The organism is Luteimonas sp. A501 (genome assembly GCF_054052085.1).
The window spans coordinates 349,719-362,486 of sequence record NZ_JBSVRI010000002.1; the positions used below are offsets into that span (position 1 = coordinate 349,719).

Sequence of the window (12,768 nt, forward strand, 5' to 3'; positions counted from 1 at the left end):
TGTGTTAATGTCCGTCGCTTCGGGGTGGTGGCTGTTCAAAGGGAGAGGGGACATGTCCAAACTGCTTGAACTGATGAGGAACCTTGGCAGCGATGCCGCGCTGGCCATGGACTACGCCAAGGACCCGGGTACGGTGGTCAAGCGTGCCGGCCTGTCCGACGAAGAGTGCAAGGCGATGCTGGACTGCGACTATGCTGCAGTGCAGCGCCTGACAGGCCTGCAGGCCGGGCAGTTCGCCACCAACCACATCATCAAATCGTACGAAAAGTAGGCGTGCCGCCCTAGTCATCGCCCGTGCATGTACCGGTTGGTTTCCATCGCGTTCCTGTGGCTGGCCTTCAGCGCGCCGGCCTTTTCCGATGTGCTCGAAGCCGACGTCGCGGAGATCGAGCGGCTGGCGGTCACCGAGCACTGGGAGCAGTCCAACGCACGCATCCAGGGCCTTGCCCCGCGGATTGACGAACTCACGCCAGGGCAGCGCCAGCGCCTGGACTTCGTCCGCCTGCGCAACCTCGGACTGGCCGGCGACCAGGCGCCCGCGATCGAGGGCCTGGCCGACCTGCTGCAGCAGGAACTGGTGCCGCGACTGCGCATGCGCGTCTACATCACGGCCATCAGCATGGCGGCAAACGTCGAGGACTGGCCGCGGGCATTCGCCTGGCTGGGCGAGGGGCTCTCGTACTTGCCCGAGGCGCCCAGCGAGGCGGCCGGCCTGCTTGGCGTGGCCAGCTACCTGCACACCCTGGTCGGTGAAACCGGCAAGGCGCGCGAGTTGGCGCTGCGCGCGCTGGAAGTCGTCGAAACCGGGACCGACGCCCGCGCCCTGTGCCTGGCCCTGGCCGACATGGCGCTCGCCGAAGACCACGCGCACAACTTCCGCGAAGCCGAAACCTGGCGACGTCGCCAGATAGACGCCTGCACCCGCGCCGGCGAGCGGGTGTTCGTGGCCAACGGCAAATATGGGGTGGGCAAGATGCTGGCCGGCCAGGGCCGCCACGATGAGGCCCTGGACTGGGCGCGCGAGGCGCTGGCGGAATTCCAGGCCGCAGGCTTTGCCGCCGGTGCATGGAGTGCCAAGCTTGTGGTGGCGGAAAGCCTGATCGAGTCCAACCGGGGACTCGATCAGGCACAGGCGCTGCTCGGTGACACCCTCGACTATTACCGCAAGCAGGAGTCCCACTTCGCGATTGCCGAGACCGAGGGCCTGCTGGCCAGGCTGGCGGAACAGCGCGGTGAGCTTGCCCAGGCGCTGGTCCACTTCAGGACTGCGATGGGGGCCTCGGAAGCCGCGGAGCGCGACGGTCGCGAGCGCCGGCTGGCGTACCTGCAGGTGGAGTTCGATACCCGCTTGAAGGAGCACCAGATCGCCCTGCTGGAAGCCGGGAGGGAGCTTGCGGCGGTGCAGGTCACCGCCACCAAGCGCACGCAACTGCTGCTTGCCGTGGGCATGGCCGGGTTGCTGGTCACGGCCATCCTGCTGTGGGGCCTGCTGCGCCGTTCCGCTCGTGAGCGCCGCCGCTACCGCTGGCAGTCGGAGCACGACAGCCTCACCCGGCTGTACAACTACCAGCAGATCCGCAAGCTCGGCGAGGCGGCGTTCGCGTCCGCCCGCAGCGCAAGGCGGCCGTTCACGGCGATCGTCGCCGACATCGACAGGTTCAAGCAGGTCAACGACAGCCACGGCCACGCGGCCGGGGACGAGGCGCTGCGTTCACTGGGGTGCTGGATCAGCGAGGTCGTGGGCGGGCAGGGCATCGCCGGACGCAGTGGCGGCGACGAATTCACTGTCCTGCTCGATGCCGACGCGAACGAAGCCGAAGCGCTGCTGCAGCGCCTGGGCGAGCGCATCGAGGCGATCACGGTGTTCGGGCAGACCTTCCGCTTCAACCTCAGCTCCGGGATCTGCCAGGACGACGGCCGCATCGATTCGCTGGAGCAGCTGATCCACCAGGCCGACCAGGCGCTGTACCGCGCCAAGCACGATGGCCGGGACCGGGTGGTGCGCACGGACATGGCCACGCCCTCCATGCCCGGCCTGGTGGTGGTCGGCAGCGGCATCGAGTTCGGGCGCCACGTCAGCGAACGCTGCCTGTCGGAGATCCGCGAAGCGCAGGTGGTGTTCTGCCTGACCGATCCCTTCGCGCTGGCGATGATCTCCAGCTTCCGCCCCGACGCCATCAACCTGGGTGCGCACTACCTGCCGGGCAAGGACCGGCGCGAGATCTATCGCGAGATCGACGCCGCGATCATGGCCGAGGTGCGCGCCGGCAAGCAGGTGTGCGCTGTGTTCTATGGCCACCCCGGCGTGTTCGCCGACGTGCCGCACGCGGTGATCCGCAAGGCGCGCGCCGAGGGCATCCCGGCGCGCATGGAGCCCGGCGTTTCCGCCGAGGCCTGCCTGTACGCGGACCTCGGCATCGACCCCGGCCGGCGTGGCGTGCAGTCGCTGGAAGCGACCCACTTCCTTGTCTACGACCGCACGCCCGACACTGCCGGCCTGGTGCTGCTGTGGCAGGTGGCACTGTCCGGGGACCTCAGCTGCACCCGCCTGCATGCGGAGCGCGAGGGGCTGCAGGCGCTGGTCGACAGGCTGCTGCGCTGGTACCCCGCGGACCACGAGGTGGTGCTGTACGAAGCGGCCCGGCTGCCGATCGAGCAGCCGCGGGTCGAGCGGCTGCGCCTGGCCGACCTCCCGGGGGCGCGCTACGAGGAATACACCACCCTGGTCATCCCACCGCTGGGCGAGCTGCGCGACGGCCAGGGTCTGGTCTGCGAGCACCACGTAGTGGCCGGGGACGCCCACAGCCGGCCGCGGGCCTAGCTCACCGCGACCTGCGTGGCTCCGCACCGTCGGCCAGCATGCCCGGCGCGATCCTGCATCGGATCGCGGGCCTGTCGTGCCGGGATGCCACGCCGTGCTTTGCGCGTGGAACTCCGGGACGCAAGATAGACTTCGCTGGTGAACAGGCAACCACACGGGCGAATCGAATTGGACTCCAGGACAGCAGGCATTCCGGGCGTGGCCCACGGATCGGAAACGGGACAATGACGGGCAGCAGGGCAGTGCCGTTGGAGGCGGTTCGGGCGTCGGCAACCACCGGATGGACGGCGATGCCGGCGGCCGCGGGTGGCAAGGAGGTGTTTCGATGATCCACACGCTGCGCGCGGGCTTGATCCTGTTGCTGATCGTCCTCAACACCCTGCTGCATGCGCTGCCGCTGCTGATGGTGGCCCTGTTCAAGGCGCTGTTGCCCATCGCTCGCGTGCGGCGGGGCTGCAACCGGATGCTTGCCGTCCTGGCGGAAAGCTGGATCGGTGCCAACTCCGCGATGATCGACCGGTTTACCGGTACCCGCGTCCACCTGCAGCTGCAGGGCGAAGCGGCGCTGCATGCCGACGGACACTACCTGGTGCTCGCCAACCACCAGAGCTGGGTGGACATCGTGGTGTTGCAGAAGGTGTTCAACCGGCGCATCCCGCTGCTGAGGTTCTTCCTCAAACGGCAGCTGTTCTGGGTGCCGGTGCTCGGCCTCGCGTGGTGGGCGTTGGATTTTCCATTCATGGGCCGCTATACCCGGCGCGAGATCGCGAAGAATCCAGAGCTCGGCAAGCGCGACATGGAAGCCACGCGACGCGCTTGCGATAAATTCCGGGCGATGCCGGTCGCGGTGATGAACTTCGTGGAAGGCACGCGGTTCACGGTGGAGAAGCATGCCGTGCAGTCATCGCCCTACGCGCACCTGCTCAAACCGAAGTCCGGGGGCGTGGCCTTCGTGATCGATGCGATGGGAGATGCGCTGCACGCGGTGCTGGACGTCACCATCGCCTATCCCGCCGGACGCCCGACCATGGTCGACCTCATGGCGGGGCGGATCCCCGAAGTGCGCGTACTGGTGCGGCAGCGGCCGATCCCGACCGAGGTGATGGGGGGGCGCTACCAGGATGATCGAGCCGTCCGCGCCCGTTTCCAGCAATGGATGAACGGGCTGTGGCAGGACAAGGATGCCGACATGCAGCGCCTGCTGGAGCCCGACGGGCGCAGCTGAGGCGGCTTTATTCGCCGGGCGGCGGTGCAGGCTCGGCAGCGGCCTTGGCGGCTTCGCGCTCGGCGCGCTTCTTGGCGTCCTTCTCGTCCTGCTTCTTCTTCTTCGCGAGCTCGCGCTGGCGCTTTTCAAATGAGTAATTGGGCTTGGCCATGGGTCACCGGTCAGTTATGGAAGCCCCAGTGTAACGCCCCGGGTCAGAACATCTGCAGCGGGATCCCGCGCGCGTTGCGGTCGGCGTAATCTTCACGCACCGCGCGACAGTAGGGGCCGCCCATTGGAAAGCGGCGGCAGACGTCCGGGCGGGACTCGTAGATCGAGCAGCCACCCCCGGCCGGATCAACCGCAACGCACCAGCCGAATTCGTCGCGCGCCATCACGTGAAGCCCGGCAGCGGTGTAGTCGGTGAGGTGTTCGGCGACCCTGTCACCCGCCTGCAGCACGACCGTCATTCGACAGCAGACGGCATCGCAGGATGCGCAATCGATCGCGCCGCCCGCGGGTTCCGGCGTCCCGGTCTGGATACTGGAGGGCATGGATTCGCACGCTCAGGGAACTCCATCTTAGCGTGCGACGCATGAACGGCCGCGGCTCGGTGTCGCCTGGCCCTCACGTCTCCGTGCCGTGCTCCATGCCGGAATTGTCCCGAACGATCCCCACCTTGCTATGGAGCCATGCATGATTGCCGCACGTCCGCTTTCCGTTTTGTCCGTGATCCTTGCCGCCGCTCTGGTTCCTGCGACAGCCGCCCATGCGCAGACCGGTCCCGGGAGTCGCCTGAACATTGCCGTGGACGCCGTCGACCTGGAGCGCTACGCCGGCACGTGGTACGAACAGATGCGGCTGCCGATGTCGTTCCAGCGCAAATGCGTGGGTGATACCACGGCGGAGTACGGCGGCAATCCGGACGGCACCATCAGCGTGGTCAACCGCTGCCGCACCGACGACGGCAGCTTCGAGGAGTCCCGGGGCATTGCACGCAAGGTGGATGGCAGCACCTCGATGCTCGAAGTGCGTTTTGCGCCGGCCTGGCTGTCGTGGTTGCCCGTGGTCTGGGGGGATTACTGGGTGATCGCGCTCGACCCCGAATACGAATGGGCCATGGTGGGTGCCCCCGATGCCGACTACCTCTGGATCCTGTCGCGCACGCCGAAGCTTGATGATGCGGTGCGTGACCGGTTGGTCACCCAGGCCAGCGACATGGGCTATCCGGTACAGGACCTGGTGGCGACACCCCAGCGCCAGGCCGGACCGCGGTCGAACTGATGGTTGACGCGCCTGGCGCCGCCCAGGCCAGGTACCGACCGGAGAGGGCGCAATCCGGACCTGCTTGACCGGCATCAAGGAAGGCGGCGGGGGCGGCCGACATCATGGTTGGGCCGGGCGTGCCGGCACTTGCCTGAGGAGACCGCAATGCAGTTCGACCTGTCCGCCGGAAAGTTCGACGTCGCCATGCTCACCACCGCGCTTCGACCGCTTGATCCGGATGCGAAGATCACCCTCGACAGCGGCAGCGGGCGCCTGGACGTGGTGTCCGTCGCGAGCCAGGAGCAGATCCTGGAAGCCCTGAAGAAGGTCGGTTGCCAGGCCGAACCGGCGGTGCACGAACTGCACGTCAGCGGCGGCAGCACCTGCTGCGGCGGGTGCAGCTGAGCACACGGGTCTACAATCGCGCCTTTACTGAAATGGCGCGCACATGGCCCCCAATGCCACGATCTACCGGCTCGACCTCCAGGTCAGCGACATGGACCGGCACTATTACGCCGGCCACGCGCTGACGCTCGCCCAGCATCCGTCGGAAACACCGGTGCGGCTGATGGCGCGCGTGATGGCGTTTGCCCTGAACGCGCACGAAAAGCTGGAGTTCGGCCGCGGCCTCAGCAACGAGGAAGAACCCGACCTGTGGCGGCGCGACTATACCGGCGACATCGAGCACTGGATCGACCTCGGCCAACCCGATGAAAGCCGCATCCGCAAGGCCTGTGGCCGCGCCCGGGAAGTCACGGTGGTGAACTACGCCGGCGGCGCCGCCGAGGTCTGGTGGAGCAAGGTCGGGAGCGGCCTGTCGCGGCTGAAGAACCTGGCGGTGGTGGACCTGGATGCCGCAGCGGTGGAGGCGTCGGCCGACCTGCTGGAGCGCAGCATGAGCCTGACGGCGATGATTGAAGACGGCGAGCTGCAGCTGCTCGGTAGTCGTGGCACCGTCGCGATCAGGCCGCGCTGGCGGATGGGACAGCCAGGCGCCTGAGCGACGGGGCGCCGATCGCTCACGTGCGAAGGACGCGCGGTCTGGAATGATGAATGCCGGCCACCTGGAGCCTGCACCATGTCCGACAATCCAATCACCGGCGAAGTGTCGAACAGCAAGCTTGCGGCGGTGTTCGACACTGCTTCCGCGGCCCGCGACGCCGCGGCGGCGCTGGTCGCCGAAACCGGCCTGCAGCCAGCCCAGGTCAAGGTGATCGAACCCGGTGAGCCTGACGCGAACATCAAGCTTGAACCCGAAGGCCGCGGCATCTGGCACACGATCATCCTGGCGCACGTGCGCCTGGGCATCGCCGGCGCGGTCGCGGGTGCGCTCGCATTCGGCATCATGATGTGGATGGGCGTCCCCTTCGTGGCCCGCTCGCCGGTGGCCGCCGGCCTGGTGACGATCTCCTTCGGCGCGGTTGGCGGGCTGTTCCTGGGCGGCCTGGTGTCGATCCGGCCCGATCATGATCGCTATATACAGGCAACCCACGACGCGATGGATGCGCGGCGCACGACGGTGATCGTGCACGCCCTGTCCCGGGAGGAGCAGTCGCGCGCGAGCGAGTTCCTTTCCGGACGCGGTGCCGAGGTTACGAGCACGCTGTGAGCGGGGTGTCCGTGGTCGCCCCGTGCGGGCGATGGAACAGCGTGATCCCCCCAGTCGTGCCTCCAGTGCATTGGAGTTGGATCATAGTGGCCCCCACGCATTCCACGAGGGCTTTGACATGGGCCAGGCGCAAGCAGGCAGCGGACACGGATCCCGGATGCCCGTGCTGTTCGTTCCCCACGGAGCGGGTCCCTGCTTCTTCATGGAGTGGAGTCCCGCCGACACCTGGCAGCGCCTGGGCGCCTGGCTCAAGGGCGTTGCCGGAACCCTGCCGGCGCGGCCGCGTGCCATCGTCCTGGTCTCGGGCCACTGGCTGGAGCCGGAGTTCCGTCTTGGCGGCCACCCGCGCCCGCCGCTGATCTACGACTACAGCGGTTTCCCGCCGCACACCTACGAGCTGACATATCCGGCGCCCGGTGATCCGGAGCTGGCTGCAGGGGTGGCGCAGCTGCTGGAGCAGGGCGGCCTGGCGGCGGGCGTTGACGGCGAGCGCGGCTTCGACCACGGCGTCTTCATCCCCTTGAAGATGATGTTCCCCGATGCCGACATCCCCGTGGTGCAGCTGTCCCTGCGCCGCGACCTCGACCCGGCCGCACATATCGCCGCCGGTCGTGCGCTGGTGCCGCTGCGCGACCAGGGCGTGCTGGTGGTCGGCAGCGGGATGAGCTTCCACAACATGCGCGGCTATGGCGATCCGCGTTTCACGCCGATCTCCGCCGAGTTCGACGACTGGTTGACCGCCGCGGTGGAAAGCGCGCCGGCCGGCCGCGATGCGCTGCTTGCGGACTGGGCCCGGGCGCCCCATGCGCGCCTCTGCCATCCGCCCGGTGCTGAAGAACACCTGCTCCCGCTGCTGGTGGCCGCAGGCGCCGCGGGCAACTCCGAAGGCCGCAAGGCGTACTCGGAAAAAATCATGGAGACCACCATTTCCGCGTTCCGCTTCTCGCCGCAGGCCGATGCCACCACCGGCGCCGCGCTGCGCGTCGAGGGCGGCATCGTGGAAAGCATCGCCTGAGAACACGGCGGACCCAACAGACTTCCAGGAGGAAGGAATCATGAAAAAACGTCAGCTTGGCCGTTCCGGCATTGAAATCGCGCCGCTGGTCTTCGGCGGCAACGTCTTCGGCTGGACCGCCGACGAGGCCCGCTCGTTCGCGCTGCTCGACCGTTTCGTCGAACAAGGCTTCAACGCCATCGACACCGCCGATGTCTACTCGGCCTGGGGGCCGGGTCTGTGCGGCGGCGAATCCGAAGCCGTCATCGGCAAATGGCTGGCCCGCCGCGGTCGCCGCGACGACGTGGTGCTGATGACCAAGGTCGGCAAATGGGAGCCGCGCAAGGGGCTGTCGGCGGACAATATCGCCGCGGCCGTGGACGATTCGCTCAAGCGGCTTGGTACCGATTACCTCGACGTCTATTTCGCCCACTTCGATGACCAGGACGTACCGCTGGAGGAAACCCTGGGCGCGTTCGCGAAGCTTGTCGAGGCCGGCAAGGTGCGCGCGCTGGGTGCATCCAACTACGACGCCGGCCGCCTGCGCGAGGCGCTGGCGATCTCGGAGGCGCAGGGCCTGCCACGCTACGAGGTGATGCAGCCGCTCTACAACCTGTACGACCGTGCCGCTTTCGAATCGGACCTGGCCGTCGTCGCCGACGAAAACCAGCTGGGCGTGGTGAGCTATTTCTCCCTGGCCAGCGGCTTCCTGAGCGGCAAGTACAAGGGGGTCGAGGACCTGCAGGGCAAGGCGCGTGCCGGCTTCCTGGAGGGCTATTTCGACGATCGCGGCCTGGAGCTGCTGGACGTGCTTCGCAAAGTCGCCACCGATGTCCGCGCCACGCCGGCGCAGGTCGCGCTTGCGTGGCTGATGGCGCAGCCGGCGGTCACCGCGCCGATCGCCAGCGCCACGAGCCTGGAGCAGCTTGACGAGCTGGCCGCCGCCGCCGGGCTTTCGCTTCCACAGGTGGCGCTCGCCGAGCTGGGGGCCGCCGGCCGCTGACGCAAATCCCGCCGCCAGGCCGCAATTCGCACGCACCCCGGGATGGCCGATGGCATCATGTCGTCGTCAATATACCGCCAGCGGGATCCGGACCGGCTGTCATTCCAGCGGCCGGTACTGTCCAGCCAGCCAGGGAGCAACAAGTGAGCAAAGACACCAAAGAGCGCTATGGCACCGTGTCCCGGGTCCTGCACTGGACGATGGCCGGCCTGATCTTCTGGCAGGCCCTCAAGCTGTTCGACCGCATCGACGATGGCGAACACTGGGTCGGGCAAACGCTGGTGCCATGGCACATCTCGATCGGCACGCTGTTGCTTCTGCTGGTGCTGCTCCGCATGGTGTGGACGGCGCGCAACTTCAGCAGCCGTCCCGAAGCGCCGCAGCCGCCGCTGCTCGGCTTCGTGGCCAAGGCCGGGCACGTGCTGCTTTACGTGGCGATGCTGCTGATGCCGCTCACCGGGATCAGCCTGATGATCGGCAACGGCTACGGGCTGACCGCTTTCGGCATCGAGCTCGCGGCGAGCGGTGAGGAGATTCCATGGCTCGCCACCATCGGCACCCTGCACCCGCCGATCGCCTGGCTGTTGCTGCTCATGATCATCGGCCATGGCGGCATGGCCCTGGTGCATCACTTCGTCAAGAAGGACGGCGTCCTGCGGCGCATGCTCTGACGCGTTGCACCCCGGGCCGGCACGCCGGCCCGGGGCTGCGGCACGCCTGCTTCAGTCGCCGGAATCGAACACCGGCTCGAAGCCCGCCCACATCATCCGCATGCCGTCGAACGGCATCTCGGGCGTCTTGCTCCCGGCCGCCATTTCCGCCTCCATGGCCTTGGCCGCTGCGTCGCACGTAGCCTGGTCCGGCCAGGCGATCCAGCTGAACACCGGCACCTCGCCTTCGACTGCCTTGGCGGCGCGATAGAAGTCGGTGCGTTTGCCGTGCGGGACGTCTTCGCCCCAGGCCTCGACCATGCCGAGCGCGCTGCCCTTGGCGAACATGTCCCAGCCTTGCTTCGCCATGTCGATGTACGCGGTCTTGTTCGCCGCCGGTACTGCAAGCACGAAACCCTGGTACCAGTCGGCGCCGGCCGGCTCACCCGGCTCGAACAGGGGCGCGAAGCCGCCGTAGACCATGCGGCTGCCGTCGAAGGGCATTTCGCCCATCTGCTGCATCGCCTCGTCGGTTTCCATCTTCTGCCAAGCGGAGTCGCAGGTCGCGCGGTCGGGCCATGTGATCCACGAAAAAACGATGCTTTCGTCGTCCTCCGCATCCACTGCGCGATGGAAATCGGTGACCTTGCCCCTGGGCACGTCGACGCCCCAGGTTTCGATCATGCGGGTGGCGCCGTATTTCCGGAATACGGGCCACGTTGCTGTGGCGTGGTCGATGTAGTCCTGCTTGCGGGCAGTCGGGACGGCCGCGATCAAACCGGTGTAGTAGGTCATGGGCACCTCCGTGGGTCGCAGGGGGGCAGGTGGCGGCCCGCCCTTGGGAGGTCCGAACATACGCCTGGCGGCGTCGCCATGCGACCACGCGCCCCGCCGTCCGTCGGCAGCACAACGGGCGGATTCAGTGGACGCTTGCGCTCCAGCTTGCGTCCCGCGCGCAGCCCGGGCCCTCGAACCAGTCCAGCACCACCGGCGCCAGCGCGTCGAGCCGCATCGGCAGGCTGAGGTGGTCTTCGCCCGGCATCTCGATGTAGCGGGCATGCGGGGCCGAGGCGGCAAGGGCGCGGCCATGCGCGACCGGCACGTGGCGGTCGGCGTCGCCGTGCACCAGCAGCGGGCAGGGCACGTCGGCGAGCGCGGCCACCACGTCGACGCCGCCGAGCGGAAGATCAAGGCGGGTACCGGCCTCGGCGATCGCAGCCTCCAGCACGGCGTCGCTCAGCCGCCATCGCATCCACTGCCGGGGCAGCCACGCCGACGGTGGGGCCGGGGCATCGCCGAGCATGTAGGGGACCATGTCGCGGATCGCGTCGTCGGCGATGGCGAAGGACTCCATCGCCACCACACTCTCTGCGCCGAGGCGCGGGTCCGCGCCGGCGAAGATCGCGGTGGCCGCGCCGTAGGACACGCCGAGCACGTGCAGCGGACCGGTGATCTCGCCGCGTTCGCGCAGTGCGGCGACCACGTCCACCACGTCGTCCGCCTCGCGCGTGCCGTAGCCCGACGGTGCGTCGCCCGAGCGGCCATGATTGCGCAGGTCGATGGCGATCGTCCGGTAGCCGGCCTCGCCCAGGCGCAGTGCCCAGGGCAGCATGGAATCGCCATGCATCATCCAGCCGTGGAGCAGCACCACGGTGCCGCGTGGTTCCGGTGCAGGGCTGGACGGCGCCAGGAAATCGAGGGTCGGGAAGGTGTCGGCCACCGTCGTGCCTTCGGGCCAGGACATGCGCAGGCGGTAGTCGCCGGGGTCGATCGCGCGCCAGAACACATCGACGCCGTCGCCCGTGGTGACGTGGCCGTCGCGGTCATGCAGGCGCGCGAGCGCAGCGTTGATCGGTCCAGGCGGGAGCAGCGACGACGTGCCGCCGGGCGCGACCAGCTGCGTGGCGAGGGCGTCCGCGATACCGGGCCAGAAGAAGCCTGCGAACAGCAGGCATGCGGTGGCGAGCAGTGCGGCCAAACGGATCATGAGGGACCGGTGGACTTTGGCCCTTCAGGCTATCGTCGCCTGGCGGTGCCTGCTACCGCATGGATATGACGCAGTGATGACAGTTGCCCGACCGTTCAGGCCGGGACTGCAGCGTCGGCGCCGGGCAACGCGCCGGGCGCGTCGGCCCGGCGCGGATGCGCGTGGTTCAGTTGACGCTGATCGTGCCCTTCATCAGCGCGGCGTGGCCGGGGAAGCTGCAGAAGAACTGGTAGGGGCCGCCGTCCTTGATCTTCGAGACGTCGAAGGTGACCGAAGTGCTTTCACCGCCGCCGATCATTTCGGTCGCGGCGATGATGCGGTCGTCGCCTGCCTTCAGGTAGCCCGCCGAGGCGCCGGCGGAGATCCCGTCGGCCGCGACGCCGGCCATGTCCGAGGATGCGGTCACGACCACGTTGTGGCCCATCGCGGCCTCAGGCAGCTGGCCGGTATGGGTGAGGCTGATGGTGAATTCGCTGCAAGTCGACGGCACGCTGACCGACGACAGGTTGAACTTCATCATGTCGTTGCCTTCGATGGCGACCGCGCAGCCGGAACTGCCGGCCGCCATGGCACCGGCATCGGCGGTGGCGTCAGTGGCGCTGTCAGCGGGGGTCGCGACGTCGCCGGTCTCCGCACCCTGGCCGTCACCGCCGTTGCCGGCCGAATCGCCAGAGTCGCCGGTGCCAGCCAGCGAGCCGGACGCCGGCACCTGCCCCCACGGCGCTTCGGGCTCGGACGCCGGATCGACCTTGGCGTCTTCGTCGGCAGAGGCGGCTGGTGCCTGGGTCGGAGTGCTGGCGGCGGTGTCCTGTGACTGCGGGGACTCGCCGCCGCAGGCGGACAGGGCCAGGGCGCAGGCGGCCGCGAGCAGGGAAGCGTGGAGTTTCATCTTGCACCTCATTGTGTGGGATCTGGTTGATGATGGACTGCAGTGTCCTTCAGCGTGCGTGAAGGGTGGCCTGCGAAGTGTGGTCGACGGGACGTCCCTCCGCATCCACCACCAGCCGCATCCGCCGGCCCTCGTGGTAGAAGCTGGCGCGGTAAAGGCCGGCGTCCTCGCCGGTACCGCGCTCGCAGAGCACGCGGATCTTGCGGGTGGACATCAGTTCGCGGAAGCGCTCCACGTCCAGGCCAAGACCTTGCGCCACCATGGCGCCGTCGACTTCGATGTCAGGCTGGTCGGCAAGCTGAAGGGAGATGGCATCGCCCATGGTGTCCTCCATGCGTCGGAAAC

The 12,768-nt window shown here is 68.1% G+C and carries 16 protein-coding genes; 10 read left to right on the forward strand and 6 right to left on the reverse strand.

All coding sequences use genetic code 11. The annotated features are described in order from the left end of the window. Window positions 1–52 precede the first annotated feature (52 nt). The 3 genes from ACW7G5_RS08125 (at window position 53) to ACW7G5_RS08135 (ending at window position 4,046) form a co-directional block, all read left to right on the forward strand. Window positions 53–271 carry a hypothetical protein gene (locus ACW7G5_RS08125; protein ID WP_457003449.1) on the forward strand — a complete coding sequence of 73 codons (219 nt, stop codon included), beginning with the start codon at window positions 53–55 and terminating at the stop codon, window positions 269–271. 27 nt (window positions 272–298) lie between these two features. After that, on the forward strand, window positions 299–2,821 hold the full coding sequence (locus tag ACW7G5_RS08130) for a diguanylate cyclase (protein ID WP_457003451.1): 2,523 nt from the start codon (window positions 299–301) through the stop codon (window positions 2,819–2,821). Window positions 2,822–3,146: 325 nt separating this feature from the next. Next, complete coding sequence (locus ACW7G5_RS08135; protein WP_457003453.1) at window positions 3,147–4,046, forward strand: acyltransferase; 900 nt, start codon at window positions 3,147–3,149, stop codon at window positions 4,044–4,046. A gap of 7 nt (window positions 4,047–4,053) precedes the next feature. Here ACW7G5_RS08135 and ACW7G5_RS08140 read toward each other — a convergent pair whose 3' ends face one another. Together ACW7G5_RS08140 and ACW7G5_RS08145 are read right to left on the reverse strand one after the other, a co-directional pair. Beyond that, entirely contained in the window at window positions 4,054–4,197 is a 144-nt protein-coding gene (locus tag ACW7G5_RS08140) for a hypothetical protein (RefSeq protein WP_457003455.1), read from the reverse strand. Between the two features lie 43 nt (window positions 4,198–4,240). Continuing rightward, on the reverse strand, window positions 4,241–4,579 hold the full coding sequence (locus ACW7G5_RS08145; RefSeq protein ID WP_457003457.1) for a YkgJ family cysteine cluster protein: 339 nt from the start codon (window positions 4,577–4,579) through the stop codon (window positions 4,241–4,243). A gap of 142 nt (window positions 4,580–4,721) precedes the next feature. Here ACW7G5_RS08145 and ACW7G5_RS08150 point away from each other — a divergent pair, with 142 nt between their 5' ends. The 7 genes from ACW7G5_RS08150 to ACW7G5_RS08180 all read left to right on the forward strand — a co-directional run bounded on the left by ACW7G5_RS08150 (window position 4,722) and on the right by ACW7G5_RS08180 (window position 9,568). Then, complete coding sequence (locus ACW7G5_RS08150; protein ID WP_457003459.1) at window positions 4,722–5,309, forward strand: lipocalin family protein; 588 nt, start codon at window positions 4,722–4,724, stop codon at window positions 5,307–5,309. A gap of 147 nt (window positions 5,310–5,456) precedes the next feature. After that, window positions 5,457–5,696, forward strand: a complete 240-nt coding sequence (locus ACW7G5_RS08155) for a hypothetical protein (RefSeq protein WP_457003461.1) — start codon at window positions 5,457–5,459, stop codon at window positions 5,694–5,696. A 43-nt stretch (window positions 5,697–5,739) separates the two neighbouring features. After that, the gene (locus tag ACW7G5_RS08160; RefSeq protein WP_457003462.1) at window positions 5,740–6,291 is read left to right on the forward strand and encodes a YaeQ family protein; all 552 of its coding nucleotides are present in this window, start codon (window positions 5,740–5,742) and stop codon (window positions 6,289–6,291) included. 78 nt (window positions 6,292–6,369) lie between these two features. Beyond that, complete coding sequence (locus tag ACW7G5_RS08165) at window positions 6,370–6,900, forward strand: hypothetical protein (RefSeq protein ID WP_457003464.1); 531 nt, start codon at window positions 6,370–6,372, stop codon at window positions 6,898–6,900. 163 nt (window positions 6,901–7,063) lie between these two features. Next, complete coding sequence (locus tag ACW7G5_RS08170; protein ID WP_457003466.1) at window positions 7,064–7,915, forward strand: DODA-type extradiol aromatic ring-opening family dioxygenase; 852 nt, start codon at window positions 7,064–7,066, stop codon at window positions 7,913–7,915. Between the two features lie 37 nt (window positions 7,916–7,952). After that, a complete protein-coding gene (locus ACW7G5_RS08175; RefSeq protein WP_457003976.1) occupies window positions 7,953–8,897 on the forward strand; it encodes an aldo/keto reductase in 945 nt (314 codons plus the stop codon). A 143-nt stretch (window positions 8,898–9,040) separates the two neighbouring features. Further along, window positions 9,041–9,568 (forward strand): cytochrome b, encoded by a 528-nt coding sequence (locus ACW7G5_RS08180; RefSeq protein WP_457003468.1) that lies wholly within the window; start codon window positions 9,041–9,043, stop codon window positions 9,566–9,568. A 51-nt stretch (window positions 9,569–9,619) separates the two neighbouring features. Here ACW7G5_RS08180 and ACW7G5_RS08185 read toward each other — a convergent pair whose 3' ends face one another. The 4 genes from ACW7G5_RS08185 to ACW7G5_RS08200 all read right to left on the reverse strand — a co-directional run bounded on the left by ACW7G5_RS08185 (window position 9,620) and on the right by ACW7G5_RS08200 (window position 12,745). Beyond that, entirely contained in the window at window positions 9,620–10,342 is a 723-nt protein-coding gene (locus ACW7G5_RS08185; protein ID WP_457003470.1) for a DUF1428 domain-containing protein, read from the reverse strand. Window positions 10,343–10,466: 124 nt separating this feature from the next. After that, complete coding sequence (locus tag ACW7G5_RS08190) at window positions 10,467–11,534, reverse strand: alpha/beta hydrolase (RefSeq protein WP_457003471.1); 1,068 nt, start codon at window positions 11,532–11,534, stop codon at window positions 10,467–10,469. A gap of 166 nt (window positions 11,535–11,700) precedes the next feature. Then, the gene (gene azu / locus ACW7G5_RS08195) at window positions 11,701–12,423 is read right to left on the reverse strand and encodes an azurin (RefSeq protein ID WP_457003473.1); all 723 of its coding nucleotides are present in this window, start codon (window positions 12,421–12,423) and stop codon (window positions 11,701–11,703) included. Window positions 12,424–12,472: 49 nt separating this feature from the next. Further along, complete coding sequence (locus ACW7G5_RS08200; protein ID WP_457003475.1) at window positions 12,473–12,745, reverse strand: DUF6522 family protein; 273 nt, start codon at window positions 12,743–12,745, stop codon at window positions 12,473–12,475. Between the last annotated feature and the right edge of the window lie 23 nt (window positions 12,746–12,768).